This is a genomic window from Serratia sp. JSRIV002, assembly GCF_019968725.1.
GTDB classification, from domain to species: Bacteria; Pseudomonadota; Gammaproteobacteria; order Enterobacterales; family Enterobacteriaceae; genus Chania; species Chania fonticola_B.
In genome coordinates, this window is sequence record NZ_CP074143.1 from 515,145 (window position 1) to 535,623 (window position 20,479).

The window sequence follows — 20,479 nt, forward strand, 5'->3', positions numbered from 1 at the left end:
AACAGAGGGAGCCCCATGCCTATCCAGGTGTTACCGCCACAGCTAGCCAACCAGATTGCCGCCGGAGAAGTGGTCGAACGGCCTGCGTCGGTAGTCAAAGAGCTGGTAGAAAACAGCCTGGATGCCGGGGCAACGCGGATTGATATTGATATCGAACGCGGCGGGGCCAAACTGATCCGTATCCGTGATAACGGCTGCGGCATTGCCAAAGCCGACCTGGCCTTGGCCCTGGCGCGCCATGCCACCAGTAAAATCAGTACGCTTGACGATCTTGAGGCCATAGTCAGCCTGGGCTTTCGCGGCGAAGCGTTGGCCAGTATCAGCTCGGTGTCACGCCTGATGTTGACCTCACGCACGGCGGAACAGAGCGAAGCCTGGCAAGCCTACGCGGAAGGACGCGATCAGGCGGTCACCGTCAAACCGGCAGCTCATCCAGTGGGCAGCACGCTCGAAGTACTCGATCTGTTTTACAACACCCCCGCACGGCGCAAATTCATGCGCACCGAAAAAACCGAATTTGGCCATATCGACGAAGTAGTGCGGCGCATTGCGCTGGCGCGTTTCGATGTGGCGATCAACCTCAGCCATAACGGCAAGCTGATGCGTCAGTACCGCGCGGCAAAAGAAGAAAGCCAGCATGAGCGGCGTCTGGCCAGCATTTGTGGCCCCGCCTTCTTGCAGCATGCGTTGGCGATTTCCTGGCAGCATGGCGATCTCAGCATCCGCGGCTGGGTGGCTGATCCGCAAGGAGCGCGTCAGCTTGGCGAAATGCAGTATTGCTACGTCAACAGCCGGATGATGCGCGATCGGCTGATTAATCATGCCATTCGTCAGGCGTATCAGGATCAGTTGAAAGACGATCAACTGCCTGCCTATGTGCTGTATCTGGAAGTGGATCCGCATCAGGTAGATGTCAACGTTCATCCGGCCAAGCATGAGGTGCGTTTTCATCAGGCTCGGCTGGTACATGATTTTATCTACCAGGCGGTTACCACGGTGTTGCAGCAGGCGGGTAATGTCGCGCTGCCATTGGCTGAAGAGTCCGCTGCGCAGGAGGCTCCCGTCTGGCAGCCGGAGAACCGCGTTGCTGCCGGTGGCAACCACTTCTCCCAGCCTGCGCCACAGCGTGAACGTCAGCCTGCAGAGCCCTCCGCTGCCCGTGAACGAGCCCCGCAGCCAGCCTATCAGGCCGGTGCGGGTTACCAAAAGCGTGAAGGCGAGCTGTATGGCAAGCTGTTGCAGGCGACACCGCCAGCAGATACGGTAAAACAGCCGCTGTTCCCGCCGGTTAACGCCGTGCAGGAAACCCCGCTCGCTGGTAGTCAGCACAGTTTTGGCCGCGTTCTGATGATTTGCCCGCCGAGCTATGCGCTGGTTGAACAGCGTCAGCAGTTGGCGTTACTGAATCTGACCATGGCCGAACGTTGGCTGCGTCAGGCGCAGCTTTGCCCGCCGGAAGAGGGATTACGGCCGCAGCCGCTGCTGATCCCGATTAAGCTGACGTTGAATAAAAATGAAGCGGCCGCCTGCGTGCAACATCAGGCACTGCTGGTCAAAATGGGGTTGGAGCTGCAATCCGATCACGGTCGTGTGACGTTGCGCGCAGTACCTTTACCATTACGCCAACAAAATTTACAAAAGTTGATACCCGAGCTGTTAGGCTATCTGGCCGAACATCAGGAGATGTCGCCAACGGTGCTATCCATCTGGATCGCCAGCCAATTAGGCAGCGAACACGAAGTGTGGAACAGCTCGCAAGCGATACAATTGTTGACAGAAGTTGAACGACTTTGCCCGCAACTGGTCAAATCCCCTCCTGCCGCTCTTTTACAACCCGTTGATTTGCAGGCTGCATTGGCAGCGCTTAAGCATGACTGACATTGAAATGAACTCTCGTCCCCCAGCCATTTTTATCATGGGGCCAACGGCCTCAGGCAAAACCGCCTTGGCGATGGCGCTGCGTGAGCGCTTGCCCGTCGAACTGATCAGTGTCGATTCCGCCCTGATTTATCGCGGTATGGATATTGGAACCGCCAAGCCTTCGGCGGAAGAGCTTGCCCAGGCACCACACCGGTTGATTGATATCCGCGATCCTGCGCAAGCGTACTCGGCGGCCGATTTTCGTGCCGATGCGTTGCGGGAAATGGCTGATATTACTGCCGCCGGACGTATTCCGCTGTTGGTGGGGGGCACAATGCTTTATTTTAAGGCGTTACTGGAAGGGTTATCGCCATTACCCTCTGCCGATCCCGCAGTACGCGAGCAGATTGAGCAGCAGGCGGCGGAGCTTGGTTGGGAGGCTTTGCACCGCCAATTGCAGGCGATAGACCCGGTTGCAGCCTTACGTATTCATCCGAATGATCCACAGAGACTCTCCAGAGCACTGGAAGTTTTTTTGATTTCGGGTAAAACTTTAACTGAACTGACTAAAATTTCGGGTGAATCGTTACCGTATCATGTTCACCAATTTGCGATAGCGCCAGTCAGCCGGGAGTTGTTGCATCAACGTATCGAGCTGCGGTTCAATCAGATGTTGGCGGCGGGTTTTGAGGCGGAAGCGCGTGCACTTTTTGCACGGGGTGATTTGCATACGGATTTGCCTTCCATTCGCTGTGTCGGTTATCGCCAGATGTGGTCATATTTTTCTGGCGAGATTAGTTACGATGAGATGGTTTTTCGAGGTATTTGCGCAACACGTCAGTTGGCCAAACGCCAGATGACCTGGTTACGGGGTTGGGAGTCGGTTCGGTGGTTGGACAGTGAAAAGCCGGGAGAGGCTTTAGACTCGGTAACACAGGTTGTTAGTGCATAGGTTGAGTGATTGTGTACAATTGATGAGTATTCAGCGCGCAAATTTTTTAGGTCGTTTATTTTGAGCCGACAGGTTCTTGGTTAAAAACAACAAACAAATAAGGAAAAGATAGAATGGCTAAGGGGCAATCTTTGCAAGATCCGTTCCTGAACGCATTGCGTCGTGAACGTGTTCCGGTTTCTATTTATTTGGTGAATGGTATTAAGCTGCAAGGCCAGATTGAGTCTTTTGACCAGTTTGTCATCCTGTTGAAGAACACGGTGAGCCAGATGGTTTATAAGCACGCTATCTCTACCGTTGTTCCATCGCGCCCGGTATCGCACCACAGCAACACCCCGAGCAGCGGCGGCACCAGCAATTATCACCATGGTAACAACCCGTCTGCGCCGCAACAGCCGCAGCAGGAAAGCGATGACGCTGAATAAAGCGCGTTGCGAGTCAACCATGACGGGGAGCATAAGCAGCGCAGTGCTGTTTATGTCCCCCAAACTCGCGGTTTTGTTCCGTTTGAGAGGTTGCACGCTTGTTTGACCGTTATGAAGCCGGTGAGCAGGCCGTCCTGGTTCATATCTATTTCTCGCAAGACAAAGATACAGAAGATCTCAGTGAGTTCGAATCGCTGGTGTCCTCTGCGGGCGTTGAGGCTTTGCAAGTGGTTACTGGTAGCCGCAAAGCACCTCACCCAAAATACTTTGTCGGTGAAGGAAAGGCCGAAGAAATTGCAGATGCGGTGAAAGCCAGCGGCGCGTCTGTTGTCCTGTTTGATCACGCCCTTTCCGCAGCGCAGGAGAGAAATCTCGAACGCTTGTGTGAATGCCGGGTGATCGATCGCACCGGGTTGATTCTCGACATCTTTGCCCAGCGTGCCCGTACCCATGAAGGTAAGCTGCAGGTAGAGTTGGCGCAATTGCGTCATATTGCCACTCGTCTGGTTCGTGGTTGGACTCACCTTGAACGTCAGAAAGGGGGGATTGGCCTACGCGGGCCGGGGGAGACTCAGTTAGAAACTGACCGTCGTCTGCTACGCGATCGCATCAGTCTGATTCTGCGCCGCCTTGAGCGCGTAGAGAAGCAGCGCGATCAAGGGCGACGAGCGCGTACCCGTGCCGATGTGCCAACCGTATCGCTGGTGGGTTACACCAACGCAGGCAAATCAACCCTGTTTAACCGAATTACGTCTGCCGGAGTGTATGTGGCGGACCAGCTATTTGCCACCCTGGATCCTACCCTGCGGCGTATTGACGTGGCGGACGTAGGCGATACCGTGTTGGCGGATACCGTAGGCTTTATCCGGCACTTGCCGCACGATCTTGTTGCCGCGTTCAAAGCGACACTGCAAGAGACGCGCCAGGCCTCTCTGTTGTTACATGTGATCGACGCTGCGGATACCCGGGTGGATGAAAACATTGAAGCGGTGAACTCCGTGTTGGCAGAGATTGAGTCGGATGAGATCCCTACACTGTTAGTGATGAACAAAATAGATATGCTGGATGATTTTGTCCCGCGTATCGATCGCAACGAGGAAAATTTACCGATCCGAGTGTGGCTGTCCGCCGCCAGCGGTGAAGGTATCCCGTTGCTATTTCAGGCGTTGACGGAGCGCTTATCGGGGGAAATCGCGCATTTTGAGCTGCGCTTACCGCCACAGGCAGGCCGTCTTCGTAGCCGTTTCTACCAGCTTCAGGCGATCGAAAAAGAGTGGAATGAAGAGGACGGCAGTATCGGCGTGGTGGTGCGTATGCCGATCGTGGAGTGGCGTCGCCTCTGCAAGCAGGAACAGGAACTGATTAACTTTATCGTATGATCATATCCTGTTACATTTGTGTGCCCGCTCAATAGAAGAGTGGGCTAAGCATTAGCCTGAAGTACCCAATCACAGAATAATGGAGCTAAAACATGGCGTGGAATCAGCCCGGTAATAACGGACAGGACCGCGACCCGTGGGGGAGCAGCAATAATAATGGCGGCAACTCTGGCGGTAACAATAAAGGCGGTCGCGATCAAGGGCCACCGGATTTAGACGATATCTTCCGCAAGCTGAGCAAGAAATTGAGCAGCCTGACCGGCGGTGGCAAAGGCTCCAACGGCAATAACGGCGGTGGCACGGGTTCAATCGGGCCGGGCTTCAGTGGCAAGATTGTCGGCATCGCTGCGGTTGCGGTGGTGGTGATCTGGGCCGCCAGCGGTTTCTATACCATCAAAGAAGCCGAGCGTGGTGTAGTCACTCGCTTTGGTAAATTTAGCCATCTGGTGCAGCCAGGTCTGAACTGGAAACCGACGTTTATCGATCAGGTTCGCCCGGTTAACGTGGAGTCGGTCCGTGACCTGTCCGCGTCCGGTGTGATGCTGACTTCCGATGAGAACGTGGTGCGTGTCGAGATGAACGTGCAGTACCGCGTTTCCGATCCGGCAGCCTATCTGTTCAGCGTAACCGATGCCAACGACAGCCTGAGACAGGCGACAGACAGCGCATTGCGTGGTGTTATCGGTAAATACACCATGGACAAGATCCTGACCGAAGGCCGTACCATCGTCCGTAGCGACACTCAGCGTGTACTGGAAGATACCATCCGTCCGTACAAAATGGGTATCACTCTGCTGGACGTCAACTTCCAGGCTGCACGTCCGCCGGAAGAGGTGAAAGCCGCGTTTGATGATGCGATCGCCGCACGTGAGAACGAGCAGCAATCCATTCGTGAAGCAGAAGCTTACGCCAACGAAGTCCAGCCGCGTGCCAACGGTGCTGCACAGCGCCTGCTGGAAAATGCGCGCGCCTACCAGGCCCAGACCGTTCTGGAAGCCCAGGGTGAGGTTGCTCGTTTCGCCAAGCTGTTGCCGGAGTACAAAGCCGCACCGGAAATTACCCGTGAGCGTCTGTACCTCGAAACCATGGAAAAAGTGCTGAGCCACACCCGTAAGGTGTTGGTGGCAGACAATAAAGGCAATAACAATCTGATGGTGCTGCCACTGGATCAGATGCTGCGCGGTGCCGGTAAGTCGGCTACCGAAGGCAGCAAAGATGCCGGGCAGAACCTTCTCGCCCCTGCGCCAGCCTCGGCTCCTTCATCGGAGGCGAGCACCAGCAGTTCCAGCAGTGGTTCCATCATGGACCAACGCCGGGCTAATGCGCAGCGTAGCGACAACACACGCGTAGGGAGAGAATAATCAATGCGTAAGTCTTTCATAGTTATCCTCGCGGTGGTGTTGGTAGCCCTTTACGCCTCAATGTTTGTGGTTCAGGAAGGCGAGCGCGGCATTGTGCTGCGTTTCAGTAAAGTCCTGCGCGACAGCGAAAACAAACCGCTGGTTTATGCACCGGGTCTGCACTTCAAGATCCCGTTTATTGAAACCGTGAAAATGCTGGATGCTCGTATCCAGACCATGGACAACCAGGCCGATCGCTTCGTGACCAGCGAGAAGAAAGACCTGATCGTCGACTCCTATCTGAAATGGCGTATCAGTGATTTCAGCCGCTACTACCTGGCCACCGGTGGTGGTGACGTTTCTCAGGCGGAACTGCTGCTGAAACGCAAGTTCAACGACCGTCTGCGTTCCGAGATTGGCCGTTTGGACGTGCGTGATATCGTGACCGACTCCCGTGGCCGTCTGATGGCAGACGTGCGTGATGCGTTGAACACCGGTACCGTGGGTGACGGCGAAGAAGCCGCCGCTACCGAAGCCGATGACGCTATTGCTTCTGCTGCAGCCCGTGTTGAGCGTGAAACCAATGGCAAACAGCCAGCGGTTAACCCGAACAGCATGGCGGCACTGGGTATTGAAGTGGTGGACGTGCGTATCAAGCAGATCAACCTGCCTGCGGAAGTGTCCGATGCGATCTTCCAGCGTATGCGTGCAGAGCGTGAGGCGGTAGCCCGTCGTCACCGTTCACAAGGTAAGGAAGAGGCTGAGAAGCTCAAAGCCACCGCCGACTACGAAGTGACCCGTACCATCGCGGAAGCCGAGCGTCAGGCGCGTATCACCCGCGGTGCGGGCGATGCGGAAGCAGCTAAACTGTTTGCTGATGCCTTTAGTCAGGATCCGGATTTCTATGCTTTCATCCGTAGCCTGCGTGCTTATGAAACCAGCTTCGGCCCTGGCAACCAGGACGTGTTGGTGCTGAGCCCGGACAGCGATTTCTTCCGCTACATGAAGTCGCCGGTTGCTACGCGCAACAGATAACGTCAGCATGATGGCGATCCCCGATAGCTTTCAGGCCATGGTTTGAAACAGCAGGGGTAGAACCAAGGCCCGTTTAAACGCGGGCCTTTCTTTTTTTGGGGGAAGGATGAATTCGACAATCTGGCTGGCGCTTGGGTTGGTTTTGGTGCTGGAAGGGCTGGGGCCGATGTTGTTCCCACAGGCTTGGCGTAAAATGGTTCAGACAATGTCGCAACTACCCGATGCTACGCTGCGGCGTTTTGGTGGGGGATTAGTGGTTGCAGGCTGTGTGATCTACTACATGTTGCGTGCACACACGGGGGTTTAAAGTTTAGCCGAAAAAGTACGCAATCGTATGCTAAAAGTGCTGAAACTGAAGAATTAGGGTGGTAGAATCCATTTTTAAGCAACCTGGTGATTTTAAAATGGGTAAGAACGTCGTCGTACTGGGCACCCAATGGGGTGACGAAGGTAAGGGTAAGGTCGTAGACCTGCTGACTGAACGGGCTCAATATGTTGTGCGCTACCAAGGTGGCCATAACGCTGGCCACACTCTGGTTATCAACGGTGAAAAAACCGTTCTTCATTTAATTCCTTCAGGTATCCTGCGTGAAAACGTGACCAGCGTCATCGGCAACGGTGTGGTTCTGGCCCCAGACGCGTTGATGAAGGAAATGGGTGAACTCGAAGCGCGCGGCATCCCGGTACGCGAACGTCTGTTACTGTCTGAAGCCTGCCCGCTGATCCTGCCTTATCACGTCGCTCTGGATAATGCGCGTGAGAAAGCGCGTGGTGCCAAAGCCATCGGCACCACCGGCCGTGGTATCGGCCCGGCTTACGAAGACAAAGTTGCCCGTCGCGGTCTGCGCGTGGGTGACCTGTTCGATAAAGCTACCTTCGCGACCAAGCTGAAAGACATCATCGATTACCATAACTTCCAACTGGTTAACTACTACAAAGTAGAAGCCGTCGATTACCAGACCACCCTTGATTATGTGCTGTCGATTGCCGATATCCTGACCGGGATGGTAGTAGACGTCTCCGAACTGCTGGACGGTGCGCGCAAGCGTGGCGATCTGATCATGTTCGAAGGTGCACAGGGTACGCTGCTGGATATCGACCACGGTACTTATCCGTACGTGACTTCTTCCAACACCACCGCGGGTGGCGTAGCAACCGGTTCTGGCATTGGCCCACGTTACGTGGACTACGTGCTGGGCATCGTGAAAGCCTATTCTACCCGTGTAGGTGCAGGTCCGTTCCCAACCGAACTGTTCGACGAAACCGGCGAATACCTGTGCAAACAGGGTAATGAGTTTGGTGCTACCACTGGCCGTCGCCGTCGTACCGGCTGGCTGGATGCGGTTGCCGTTCGCCGTGCCGTGCAGATCAACTCCCTGTCTGGCTTCTGCCTGACCAAGCTGGACGTGCTGGACGGCCTGAAAGAAGTGAAGATCTGTGTGGGTTATCGCATGCCGGACGGCCGCGAAATGACCACCACGCCGCTGGCTGCTGAAGGTTGGGAAGGTATCGAGCCAATCTACGAAACCATGCCGGGCTGGAGCGAAACGACGTTTGGTGTGAAAGACTACAGCAAACTGCCACAGGCAGCGCTGAACTACATCAAACGCATCGAAGAGCTGACTGATGTACCGGTAGATATCATCTCTACTGGCCCAGACCGTAGCGAAACCATGATCCTGCGCGATCCGTTCGACGCATAATCTGTTTACCTACTGTCATCAAACAAACCGGGCCAAGTCCCGGTTTGTTTGCCTCATGTATCCTCCCCGATGGCGTTTTCACCTCACAAAATCCCTTCGTTGCTCCGGTTGAGAGTCACCTATGCGCTAAATAATTAGCTGCGAACTCTCCGGCTGGTTTATCATCCAATAAGATAGTAAAGAAAATCGCCGAAAATCGGCAGATACCCAGAGGTAAACGTGCAGTTAACAAGTTTTACTGACTATGGCCTACGGGCATTGATCTACATGGCATCATTGCCTGCGGACAAAATGACCAGCATCTCTGAAGTTACGGAGGTGTACGGGGTTTCCCGTAACCATATGGTAAAAATTATCAATCAGCTGAGCCGTGAAGGCTTTGTCACCGCCGTGCGGGGTAAAAACGGCGGTATACGCTTGGGTAAACCGGCTGAAAGCATCCGTATTGGCGACGTGGTGCGGGCGCTGGAGCCGCTTTCGTTGGTTAACTGCAGCAGCGATTTTTGTCATATCACCCCAGCCTGCCGTTTGAAGCAAGTGCTCCAGCAGGCGGTAAAGAATTTCCTTGAGGAGCTGGATAGTCACACATTGGCCGACATGGTCGAAGACAATTCACCGCTCTACAAGCTTTTGCTTGTCGAATAAAGCGTTACTGAGAAGACAAGGCTCAGCGACACCCTGCTGATGACAACGGAGGAACCTCAATGTCACAAGATCCATTCCTGGAACGAGAAGCAGAAAAATATGAATCCCCAATTCCTAGCCGCGAATTTATTCTGGCCCATTTGGCGAAACGTGAAACGCCAGCCAGCCGCGAAGAGTTGGGCAATGAACTGAACTTATCCGGCGAAGAAGCGCTGGAAGCCCTGCGCCGTCGCCTGCGTGCGATGGAGCGTGATGGCCAGTTGGTCTTTACCCGCCGCCAGTGCTATGCCCTGCCGGAACGTCTGGACCTGCTGCGTGGCACGGTGATCGGCCACCGCGATGGCTTCGGCTTCTTGCGGGTTGAAGGGCGTAAAGACGACCTTTATCTCTCCGCCGAGCAAATGAAAATGGCCATCCACGGTGATGTGGTGTTGGCTCAACCGCTGGGCGAAGACCGCAAAGGCCGCCGCGAAGCGCGTATCGTGCGCGTCCTGGTGCCTAAAACCAGCCAGATTGTTGGTCGCTACTTCACCGATGCCGGTACTGGCTTCGTGGTGCCGGATGACGGCCGCCTGAGCTTCGATATTCTGATCCCTGCCGACTCGGTCAGCGGAGCGCGGATGGGCTTTATGGTGGTGGTCGAGCTGACCCAGCGCCCAACGCGCCGCACCAAAGCCGTGGGCAAAATCGTCGAGATCCTGGGCGATAAAATGGGCACCAGCATGGCGGTGGATATCGCATTGCGTACCCATGAGATCCCGCATACCTGGCCACCTCAGGTGGAGAAGCAGGTTGCCGACCTCAGTGAGCAGGTGCCGGAGGCCGCCAAGAAAGGGCGTGTGGATCTGCGTCACCTGCCGCTGGTCACCATTGATGGCGAAGATGCCCGCGATTTCGATGATGCCGTGTACTGCGAGAAGAAACGCGGTGGCGGCTGGCGCCTGTGGGTCGCGATTGCAGATGTCAGCTACTATGTGCGCCCTCGCACGGCGTTGGATGACGAAGCCCGTAGCCGTGGCACCTCAGTCTACTTCCCGTCGGAAGTGGTACCAATGCTGCCGGAAGTGCTTTCCAACGGCCTGTGCTCGCTCAACCCGCAGGTCGACCGCCTGTGTATGGTGAGTGAGATGACGATCTCCGCATCGGGCCGTCTGTCTTCGTTTAAATTCTACGAAGCGGTAATGAGCTCCCATGCGCGCTTAACCTACACCAAGGTCTGGCATATCTTGCAGGGCGATCAGGAGCTGCGCGAGCAGTATCATCCGTTGGTCAAACACCTGCAGGAGCTGCATGCGCTGTATAAAGTGCTGGATCAGGCTCGTGCCGAACGCGGTGGTATTGCCTTCGAAACCGAAGAAGCCAAGTTTATCTTCAACGCCGAGCGCCGTATTGAGCGCGTAGAGCCAACGGTACGTAATGACGCGCACAAACTGATCGAAGAGTGCATGATCATGGCGAACGTTGCGGCGGCGCGCTTTGTTGAGAAGCATAACGAACCTGCGCTGTTCCGCGTGCACGATCGCCCAAGCGACGATCACATTTCCGCATTGCGCAGCGTGTTGAGCGAACTGGGCCTGACCCTGGGTGGAGGCCTGAAGCCGCAGCCAAAAGATTACGCCACTTTGATGGACGAAGTATCGGAACGCCCGGACCGCGAAATGCTGCAAACCATGCTACTGCGTTCGATGAAACAGGCGATCTACGATCCGGAAAACCGTGGTCACTTCGGCCTGGCGTTGGCCTCTTATGGCCACTTTACTTCGCCGATCCGTCGTTATCCGGACCTGTCGTTGCATCGCGCCATCAAGTACGTGCTGGCGAAAGAGCAAGGTGATCAGAAAGAGCGTTGGACGCCAACCGGAGGCTGGCACAGCGATCTGGAAGAGATGCTGCAACTGGGTATGCACTGCTCGATGACCGAGCGCCGTGCCGATGAAGCTACGCGTAACGTGGCGGACTGGCTGAAGTGCGACTTTATGCAGGATCACGTCGGTGAAGTGTTTAGCGGCGTTATTGCCAGCGTCACCGGCTTTGGTTTCTTCGTCCGCCTGAGCGATCTGTTTATCGATGGTCTGGTACACGTGTCTACGCTGGATAACGATTACTATCGCTACGATAATATCGGCCAGCGTCTGATCGGCGAATCTTCCGGCATGGTCTATCGCCTGGGGGATACGGTGGAGATCCGCGTTGAGGCCGTGCATATGGACGAACGCAAGATCGACTTCGCCCTGGTTTCCAGTACCCGCAAACCGCGTGGTGAAGGCAAAACCGAGCGCGAACGTGCCAAGAATGGCGGCCAGCGTACGCTGCGCGACGGTGCCGGAGCGGGCCGTAGTCAGGCTCAACGTAAACGCCGTGGCGGCAAGACGCCTGCCAACTTTGAGCCAGACAGCGCCTTCCGTAAAAAAGAGGGGGCCAAGGCCAAACCCGCAGACAAGGTGAAGCCAGACCCGAAGGCGAAAGCGAAAACCGATCCGAAGGCGAAAGCCAAAAAAGCGTCTGACAAAACCAAAAAGATAGCGGCCGCGACCAAAGCCAAGCGTGCCAGCAAGAAGAAAGGTGCCGAGCAGGGTTAACCTGCCGCACGTTATTATCCCCGGCCGGGCACCCCCGGCCGCACAGTTAAAAGAGCATCATGAGCGAAATTATCTACGGTATTCACGCTGTCAAAGCCCTGCTAGACAACGATCCACAACGTTTCCTGGAAGTGTTTATTCTCAAGGGGCGTGACGATCGTCGCTTGCAGCCTTTGATTGCCGAGCTGGAAGCGACCGGTATTGTGATCCAGGTGGCTAACCGCCAATGGCTGGATGAGAAGGTCGAAGGGGCCGTCCACCAGGGCATTATTGCGCGGGTGCGTGAAGGGCGGAAATATCAGGAGAACGATCTGCCTGGGCTGCTGGAAAGCGTTGAAACACCATTCCTGCTGGTGCTGGATGGCGTTACCGATCCCCATAACCTGGGGGCTTGTCTGCGTAGTGCCGATGCTGCCGGTGTCCATGCGGTGATCGTCCCACGCGATCGCTCAGCTCAACTGAACGCAACGGCGAAGAAAGTGGCCTGTGGTGCGGCCGAGAACGTCCCACTGATCACCGTCACCAACCTGGCTCGTACCCTGCGTTTGCTGCAAGAGATGAATATCTGGATCGTGGGCACGGCGGGTGAAGCCGACCACACGCTGTATCAAAGCAAAATGACCGGCCCGATGGCGCTGGTGATGGGCGCGGAAGGTGAAGGTATGCGTCGTTTGACCCGTGAACATTGCGACGAACTGATCAGCATTCCGATGGCCGGTACGGTTTCCTCGTTGAACGTCTCGGTAGCGACCGGTGTCTGTCTGTTTGAAGCGGTGCGTCAGCGCAGCTGATGATTTAATAGGGGTGAAACCTGTCACCCCTACCTCTAATCTCCTATCTTGTGATCCCGCCAGCGGCAGAAATCCGGCTAATGACCATAATTACCCCTGAAGCGTTAATCAGGGAGCAAGCTCATGGTCTGGACTACGCATACCGTCTTTAACCAACCCAAGCCCTTGGGGAACAGCAACCTTTTCCTGTCCGATACGCCGCTGCGTGAAGCGTTGCAGCGCGAGTTGGCGGGTTGGGATAGCGATGTTTTGGCCTCGCTTGGGCAACAGTTAGGCACACAGGAGTCACTGGAGTTGGGGCGGCTGGCCAATACCAACCCACCGGAGTTGCTGCGCTATGACGCCACCGGGCAACGCCTGGACGACGTGCGCTTTCATCCAGCCTGGCACATCCTGATGCAGGGGTTGGTCGCTAACCGGGTGCATAACCTGCCGTGGCAGGAAGATGCCCGTATTGGCTCCTTGGTGGCCCGTGCCGCCCGCTTTGTGTTGCATGCTCAGGTGGAGGCCGGTACGCTCTGCCCAATCACCATGACCTTTGGTGCTATCCCACTGCTACAGCGTTCCCTGCCAAAAGAGTATCAATCCTGGTTATCCCCGTTACTTTCCGATCGTTATGATCCTCATCTGCTGCCTGGTGCACAAAAGCGCGGGCTGTTGATCGGTATGGGGATGACGGAAAAGCAGGGTGGCTCGGACGTGCTGAGTAATACCACCACCGCCGTACCGCTCGCTAGTCGAGGCAATGGAGAGGCCTATCGCCTGGTGGGCCATAAATGGTTCTTTTCGGTGCCGCAAAGCGATGCGCATCTTGTATTGGCACAGGCGGAGGGAGGGCTTTCCTGTTTCTTCCTGCCCCGGCTCCTGCCAGACGGTACCCGTAACGCCATCCGTCTGGAGCGGCTTAAAGACAAGCTGGGTAACCGTTCCAATGCCAGTAGCGAAGCCGAGTTTCAGGACGCAACGGCCTGGTTATTGGGCGATGAAGGGGATGGTGTCAGGCAAATCCTCAAGATGGGGGGGATGACCCGCTTCGATTGCGCTTTGGGTAGCCATGGGCTGATGCGCCGCGGCCTTTCGGTGGCGCTGTACCATGCTCTGCAACGGCAGGCGTTTGGTAAATGTCTTATTGAACAGCCGTTGATGCGGCAGGTGTTGGCCCGTATGGCATTACGGCTTGAGGGGCATATCGCTTTGCTGCTCCGTTTGGCGCGAGCCTGGGAAAGCCGGGGGGATGAAGGCGAAGTGGTCTACAGCCGCTTACTGACCCCGGCGGCAAAATACAGTATCTGTCATCAAGGCGCGGCATTTATCGGGGAAGCCATGGAGGTGCTGGGAGGGATCGGCTATTGCGAAGACAGCGAGCTGCCGCGTCTGTATCGAGAAGCACCGGTAAACAGCATTTGGGAAGGCTCGGGCAACATCATGTGCCTGGATGTGATGCGCAGCCTGCATAAGTTGCCTGGTGCGTTGGAGTTGCTGCAACAGGAGTTGCTACCGGTACGCGGGCAGAACCGGTTGTTCGATCGCGCCTGGCGGCAATGGCAACAGCGTATGCGCCAGCCGCGTGAAGAAATGGGGCGCTTGTTAACCCAGCAGTTATTCGATCTGTGTTGTGCCGCCCAACTGCTGCAGCATGCCAGCCCGCCCATTGGAGAAGCCTGGTGTCACTTAACGCTGGATTATCGTGGAGATAGAGTGCTGCCTGTTGAGGTGTGCGATACGCTGCTCCAGCGGGCTATGGGGGGATAAACAGGAACTCGTCGCTTATAGTCTAGAGGGAAATGCCATCAGATAATAGGCTGATGGCATTGGATGTATAATTTCCTGCCTGATTTCAGCTCGAGTGATTAATTATAGAAATATCCCGCGTGATATTAATTTCGTGTGAGCGCCCAAGATGTATTCTGCTGTAATTTTAAGGATGATTCTCGTTAATGCATGGGATATACCCTTTTTTGGGTTCTGCTTAACTAATTGGCTGAGTGGGTAACGGGTTGTATGTTACATTTTTAATGTAATGGAGATTAAGCACGGCTCGTGAGTGCCAATCTGCGCTAATTATTTATTTGGGAAAGTCTTTTTTATGGCGGCTTGTTCAGGTCAATCCACTGGCTTTCCTATTTTTTAAAAGGAATTAACAGCATGACATATAGTTATCATTCATCCACAACCGATTTATCGGCACGTAAAGAAAAGAGCAATTCATCTTTGCGGATGACCCTTTCGCCACTCTACTTTGCCGGGCTGCTGGCTTTTGGCTGCGTTTCCGTGGCTAATGCGGCAATCGTTGCCGATGCCGGGCAGGCCTCTAGCCCTGCGGTTAATGCCGGGGCGAATGGTTCGACCGTGGTGAATATCAACGCTGCGGGTAAAGGGGGTGTTTCACATAATATCTTCAACCAGTTCAATGTTGATAAAAACGGCGTTGTGCTGAATAACAGCGTCGACGGGGCGAATAGCCAACTGGCGGGGAGTCTTGCGGGTAATGCGAATTTAAGCGGTGGGGCAGCCTCGGTGATCCTTAATGAGGTCAACTCTAATCGGGCCAGCGTGTTAAATGGCATGGTGGAGGTTGCAGGCCAGCAGGCTCAGGTCATTATTGCCAACCCGGCAGGTATTACCTGTAGCGGATGCGGGTTTATTAATGCTGGCAGAGCAACGCTGACCACCGGTAGTGCCCAGATTGTCGATGGTGCCATACAGGGATATAAAACGGAGAAGGGCAGCATTGTTATTAATGGCAATGGCCTGAACAGCGGCGACAGTAATTATACCGATCTGATTGCCCGCTCGGTGGCGATTAATGCCGGTGTCTGGGCCAAGGATTTGAAAGTGACCACTGGCCGTAATAACGTCAATGCGGACAATACCCAGGCGACTGCGCTGGCCTCGGCGCTGGGCAGACCTGGTGTCGGGATTGACGTTGCTGCTTTGGGGGGGATGTATGCCGGCAAGATCACCCTGGTGGGGACAGAAAGCGGAGTGGGCGTTCGTAATGCCGGTACCATCGCGGCTTCCACCTCAGACCTGGTGATGGACGTTAATGGTGTGCTGGATAACCGTTCAGGGACCCTATCCGCCGCACACGCCAACAAACTGAACACCGCAGGCACTATTAATAATACCAGGGGGAAAATCACCGGAGGGAACGGCGGTATCACTATCGATACTCATAAAAATCGCCTTACCAATACCAACGGCAACATAGCCGCTATCGGCTCTGTGAGCATCAATAGTGGGCAATTGAACAATACCAACGGTAGGGTGCAATCCAGTTCACAGGTCACTATCGATACCCATGGGCAGTTGCTGACCAATACTGGCCGCAATAACGATACCGGCATTTACAGCACCTTGGGTATGACCCTGAAAACGGGTCAGTTGAACAATAACAATGGCCTGATCACCACCAGTGGTAACTCCACTATCATCAGCGGTGCGCTGGATAACCGTAATGGGCAGATTTTTGCCTTTGGCTCTTCGTTGTCCGATCTGTCGATGACCGTTGGCGGCACGCTTGATAACCGTGGCGGCGAAATAGCGGCTCAACATCATGTCAATCTGTCTACCAGCAGTACGTTGAACAATAGCGCTAACGGCAAAATGAGCGCGGGTGACGATTTTAAGCTGACGACAAACAAAGCCGCGCTCAATAACACTAACGGCTTGATTGAGTCGGCTGGGGCGTTGGAAATCAACAGTGGGCTACTGACCAATAGAACCGGTAGTCTGCAAGCGACCAAGATGCTGAACGTAAACACCAACGGTAGTAACCTGCTCAACGAGAGTGGGCAGATCTCTGCAATGGGGGATATCCAGCTCGCCAATATCAACGCCATGGACAACCGGGATGGCAGTGTTAGCGGTGAGGGTAAGCTGGTGCTGCGAGCAAACAGCCTGGATAACCGCACGGGTGGGTTAACCCTGGACAAGGGCAATGACGTTCGCGTCAACAATGCCCTTAATAACAACTATGGCGTGATCCGTAGCGCGCTGGGTAGCACAGAGGTGTACGCCAGCACGGTCAACAACAATGCGGGCTTGTTGGCGGGGCAGGAAGTTCATGTGCATACCGACACATTGCGCAATGACGAAGGTCTGATTTTTGCCGATAAGACGGCAGAAATAAAGGCGGTGACTCTCTATAACCGTAATGGTGAGAATTTTGGTCGAGTGATGGGCGTGCATATCGATATGCCGGAAGATACTCAGGGGGGCATTATCAGCATGGGCGATCTGAGCATGGCCGGTAACCGGGTGTATAACAGTCGGGGTCTGATTGCTGCCAGCGGCGGCAACTTGAACATGCAGTATGCTGGCAACGTGGATAACAACCGCGGCACCCTTTCAAGTGTGGCTTCTCTGTCACTGCTGGCTAACCGCCTGGATAACGGCAATGGCACGATATCTTCTACAGGTAGCAGTAGCGTAGAAGTGACTTCAGCCTTTACCAACAGCGGCTTGGTCCATGGTAAAGAAGGGCTGGGTATTCGCGTCAATGGGGCATTGACCAACAGCGGTCAATTATGGTCCGACAAGATCACCACGATCAACAGCCAGAATCTTACTAACCGGCGTGGCGCGGTGATCGGCGGCCTGGAAGGTGTGAAACTGAACCTGACGGGCAGATACACCAATAACGGTGATGTCACTGGGCCGGTAATCAAAGAGTAATCGCGAAAATCTCTTCTACGGGTGCCTATTCAGGCACCCGTTTTTACTTATCTCTCAGAGCCAGCGCTACCGATAAAGTATCGCCTGTGAATACCACTGGCCAGGCACGATGGTTTCGCTGTTCATGATGATCATGTAATAGCGTGCCCCGCTGGCGTTAGCTTTGCGCTGGATCTCGGCTTCCACGTTCATCGGGCTGCCATGCACCAGTGCGCTGATCGTTCCCATCTTCTCCAACTCGGTGGTTTGGGCTCGAGTGATCTCCTGTGCCTGAGTGGTAGGCGGCGGCGGGGGCTTGGGCGTGGTTTTAAATACGCTGCATCCAGACAGCAAGCTAAACAGTAATAGGGTGATCAAGGGACGAGAAAGAGTCATGGCTGGCCTCATTACTATTTAGCATAGAGTAGAATGGGTTGAACTAAGGTTTCGGGCCGATTTTTGCCATCATAGTGAAGATTAGCCACAGGGGGAATACATGATCGAGATCCATGATGAGCGGGTGAGTGACATTGCGGTGATCCATGCGGTACCGGCCGGGTGCTACGAGCAGCCGTTACCTACGATCTTTTTCTATCACGGTTATACCTCATCGAAAGAGGTGTACGCCTATTTTGCCTATGCGCTGGCCAAGGTCGGTTTCCGGGTGGTGCTGCCCGATTGTGCGATGCACGGTGAGCGGTTTGATGGTGATGAAGCACGGCGGCTGGCGCATTTCTGGGAAATCCTCAAAAGTAACGTCGATGAGTTACCCGCGCTCAAAACGCACTTTGAGCAGCGTGGGCTAATTGCCGGGGATCGCATTGGCGTGGCGGGCGCTTCGATGGGGGGCATGACCACTTTGGGGGCCTTTACCCGTTATCCTTGGGTGAAAGCGGCCGCCAGCCTGATGGGGTCGGGCTACTTTACCTCGCTGGCGCAGACGCTGTATCCGCCATTGGATGCGCAGGGCCAGCCGCTGGATCCGTCCGCGCTCAAGGCACGCCTTGCGCCCTTGGCCTCTTATGAGGTTGAACAGCATTGGGAGAGTTTTGCTGGGCGGCCACTGCTGTTATGGCATGGTGAAACCGATGATGTGGTGCCAGCGTTGGAGAGTGAGCGCTTGGCCGGTGAGTTACGTCAGCGCGGCCTGGATCGGAGGTTGACCTACCTCACTGAAGCGGAAGTACGCCATCGCATTACTCCTGGCGCGTTGAACGCTACCGCCGCTTTCTTCCAGGATTCACTGTAAAAAGCCCCCGAGGGAGGGGGCAAGGTATGGCTGTTAATGTTATAAAATTTGCTTGCGTTTGAGCTTTTGAGTGGATAATGTTCCAAAAGTTACATTTTTTTTACTTTCTGAAAATGGATTTTCATGAAAAAGACTTTTCTCCCGCACGGGTGTCTGTTAAAAGCAGTAGCGCCTGTTTTCGCCGGTTTTTTGTTAGTCGGCGCTTTTCCGATTATGGCTGCCACATCATCCGATGCCCCCGAAAAGGCGGCTTCCGCCCTTGATGCCCGCGAACAGCAGCGACAGCAGGAGCGTGAACGCGCCCTGCAAAGCCAAAATGCCCCGCAGGCCGACGCGCGTCTTTCTCGTCCCGAGGTTGCGCTGCCCGATTACCCCACTGATGAACGCCCCTGTTTCACCATCAACCGGCTAACTCTGGTTGGGGAGTCGACCGAGCGCTTCCAGTGGGCGCTGGATGCCGCTGCGGATGCCAAAGGCCGCTGCCTGGGCGGCCAGGGTATCGTGCTCGCCATCAACAAGGTGCAAAACGCCCTGCTGGCCAAGGGCTACGTCACGACGCGGGTGATGGCACAGGAGCAGGATCTGACCCAGGGCGTACTGACGCTCACGCTGCAACCCGGGCGTATTGGCGAGATCCGTTTTGATGAACCGGTCTCCTGGCGTGGACGGCTGTGGAATGCCATCCCTGCCTCACGCGGGGATATTCTTAATCTGCGCGATATCGAGCAGGGGTTGGAAAACTTCAGGCGAGTCCCCAGCGCCGTTGCCGACATTAAAATCGTGCCCGGTGCGCAGGAAGCCACCAGTGACCTGCAGATCAACTGGCACGAGGGGCGACCGGTGCGCCTCAGTCTGGGTTTGGATGACAGCGGTTCAAAAAGTACCGGGCGTTATCTCGGTTCGGCCACCCTGGCCCTAGATGCCCCCTTTGCGCAGAATGACCTGTTCTATGCCAACATCGGCAAGGATCTGTTTCAGCACGGACCGTTCGGCAACCGTTCACATACCTTGAACTACTTTTTCCCGGTGGGATACTGGGCTTTTTCGGCCAACTACAACGACTACACCTACCATCAGAATATCCCCAATGCCAACGAGGTGCTGAGTTACAGTGGCAAGAGCGACAATATCCAGTTGACCGTCTCCCGCTTGTTGTACCGTGACCAGTCGCACAAGACCACGCTCAACCTGCGCGGCTACCGTAAGCACTCCACCAACGCCGTGGACGGCATTGATATCGTGTCGCAAAAACGGCGCACTGCCGGCTGGGAGGTGGGGCTAAATCAGCGCAGCTACTTCGGTACCACCACGTTGGATGCCAATATCAACTGGCGTCGCGGTACCGGCGCGTTCAATGCCCTGCCGGCCCCGGAAGAGTCCCGTCATGAGGGCAGTGCGCGAACCGGCATGCTGCTCGGCGATCTGGGCATCAACCAGCCGTTCACCTGGGGCGAGCAACCCTGGCGGGTTTATACCAGCGTGCGGGGCCAGTGGAGCGCGAACGCGCTGACGCCGCAGGAGCGGATGGCCATCGCCGGGCGTTACACGGTGCGCGGCTTTGACGGCGAACAAATGCTGTCTGGCGAAAAAGGCTTGCTCTGGCGTAACGAAATCGCCTGGAATGTCTTTTCTCGCGGGCACGAGCTGTACCTGGCCGCCGACTACGGTCGGGTAGACGGGCCGAGTACCCGCCACCTGGTTGGCCATCAGTTGGCGGGCAGTGCGCTCGGTGTACGCGGCGCACTGTGGGGACGATTCAGCTATGACCTGTTTGCCGGTATGCCGCTTTACAAGCCTGCGGGGTTCCACACTTCGGGAGCCACCGCGGGTTTCAGCGTGAACCTGGAAATCTGAATATCAACTGT

General features: G+C 55.4%; 16 protein-coding genes. 15 read left to right on the plus strand and 1 reads right to left on the minus strand.

Features of this window, described 5'->3' with window-relative positions; genetic code table 11:
• Window positions 1-15: 15 nt before the first annotated feature.
• The 13 genes from mutL (at window position 16) to KGP26_RS02370 (ending at window position 17,386) form a co-directional block, all read left to right on the plus strand.
• A complete protein-coding gene (gene mutL, locus KGP26_RS02310; RefSeq protein WP_094982809.1) occupies window positions 16-1,878 on the plus strand; it encodes a DNA mismatch repair endonuclease MutL in 1,863 nt (620 codons plus the stop codon).
• A complete protein-coding gene (miaA, locus tag KGP26_RS02315; protein WP_223664969.1) occupies window positions 1,871-2,812 on the plus strand; it encodes a tRNA (adenosine(37)-N6)-dimethylallyltransferase MiaA in 942 nt (313 codons plus the stop codon). Before mutL ends, miaA begins: the two co-directional genes overlap by 8 nt.
• A 113-nt stretch (window positions 2,813-2,925) precedes the next feature.
• Window positions 2,926-3,237, plus strand: a complete 312-nt coding sequence (gene hfq / locus KGP26_RS02320; protein ID WP_021179001.1) for an RNA chaperone Hfq — start codon at window positions 2,926-2,928, stop codon at window positions 3,235-3,237.
• Window positions 3,238-3,335: 98 nt separating this feature from the next.
• Window positions 3,336-4,616 carry a ribosome rescue GTPase HflX gene (gene hflX / locus KGP26_RS02325; protein WP_021807555.1) on the plus strand — a complete coding sequence of 427 codons (1,281 nt, stop codon included), beginning with the start codon at window positions 3,336-3,338 and terminating at the stop codon, window positions 4,614-4,616.
• Window positions 4,617-4,708: 92 nt separating this feature from the next.
• A complete protein-coding gene (hflK, locus tag KGP26_RS02330) occupies window positions 4,709-5,977 on the plus strand; it encodes an FtsH protease activity modulator HflK (protein ID WP_059199522.1) in 1,269 nt (422 codons plus the stop codon).
• Between the two features lie 3 nt (window positions 5,978-5,980).
• Window positions 5,981-6,991, plus strand: a complete 1,011-nt coding sequence (gene hflC / locus KGP26_RS02335; RefSeq protein ID WP_021807553.1) for a protease modulator HflC — start codon at window positions 5,981-5,983, stop codon at window positions 6,989-6,991.
• Between the two features lie 106 nt (window positions 6,992-7,097).
• The gene (locus KGP26_RS02340) at window positions 7,098-7,298 is read left to right on the plus strand and encodes a DUF2065 domain-containing protein (RefSeq protein ID WP_021179005.1); all 201 of its coding nucleotides are present in this window, start codon (window positions 7,098-7,100) and stop codon (window positions 7,296-7,298) included.
• Between the two features lie 97 nt (window positions 7,299-7,395).
• Complete coding sequence (locus KGP26_RS02345) at window positions 7,396-8,694, plus strand: adenylosuccinate synthase (protein WP_024483338.1); 1,299 nt, start codon at window positions 7,396-7,398, stop codon at window positions 8,692-8,694.
• A 219-nt stretch (window positions 8,695-8,913) separates the two neighbouring features.
• Window positions 8,914-9,339, plus strand: coding sequence for a nitric oxide-sensing transcriptional repressor NsrR (gene nsrR / locus KGP26_RS02350; RefSeq protein WP_024483339.1), 426 nt, complete (start codon window positions 8,914-8,916; stop codon window positions 9,337-9,339).
• 59 nt (window positions 9,340-9,398) lie between these two features.
• Window positions 9,399-11,918 carry a ribonuclease R gene (rnr, locus tag KGP26_RS02355; protein ID WP_094982807.1) on the plus strand — a complete coding sequence of 840 codons (2,520 nt, stop codon included), beginning with the start codon at window positions 9,399-9,401 and terminating at the stop codon, window positions 11,916-11,918.
• 59 nt (window positions 11,919-11,977) lie between these two features.
• Window positions 11,978-12,709, plus strand: a complete 732-nt coding sequence (rlmB, locus tag KGP26_RS02360) for a 23S rRNA (guanosine(2251)-2'-O)-methyltransferase RlmB (RefSeq protein WP_021179009.1) — start codon at window positions 11,978-11,980, stop codon at window positions 12,707-12,709.
• A 123-nt stretch (window positions 12,710-12,832) separates the two neighbouring features.
• Window positions 12,833-14,461, plus strand: a complete 1,629-nt coding sequence (locus KGP26_RS02365; RefSeq protein ID WP_021807550.1) for an isovaleryl-CoA dehydrogenase — start codon at window positions 12,833-12,835, stop codon at window positions 14,459-14,461.
• A gap of 393 nt (window positions 14,462-14,854) precedes the next feature.
• On the plus strand, window positions 14,855-17,386 hold the full coding sequence (locus tag KGP26_RS02370; RefSeq protein WP_223664970.1) for a filamentous hemagglutinin N-terminal domain-containing protein: 2,532 nt from the start codon (window positions 14,855-14,857) through the stop codon (window positions 17,384-17,386).
• 66 nt (window positions 17,387-17,452) lie between these two features.
• Here KGP26_RS02370 and bsmA read toward each other — a convergent pair whose 3' ends face one another.
• On the minus strand, window positions 17,453-17,761 hold the full coding sequence (gene bsmA / locus KGP26_RS02375; protein ID WP_179253459.1) for a biofilm peroxide resistance protein BsmA: 309 nt from the start codon (window positions 17,759-17,761) through the stop codon (window positions 17,453-17,455).
• A 100-nt stretch (window positions 17,762-17,861) separates the two neighbouring features.
• On the opposite strand from bsmA, the gene yjfP reads away from it, so the two are divergent.
• Together yjfP and KGP26_RS02385 are read left to right on the plus strand one after the other, a co-directional pair.
• Window positions 17,862-18,614, plus strand: coding sequence for an esterase (gene yjfP / locus KGP26_RS02380; protein WP_059199526.1), 753 nt, complete (start codon window positions 17,862-17,864; stop codon window positions 18,612-18,614).
• A 213-nt stretch (window positions 18,615-18,827) separates the two neighbouring features.
• Complete coding sequence (locus tag KGP26_RS02385) at window positions 18,828-20,468, plus strand: ShlB/FhaC/HecB family hemolysin secretion/activation protein (RefSeq protein ID WP_223664971.1); 1,641 nt, start codon at window positions 18,828-18,830, stop codon at window positions 20,466-20,468.
• Window positions 20,469-20,479: the final 11 nt, after the last annotated feature.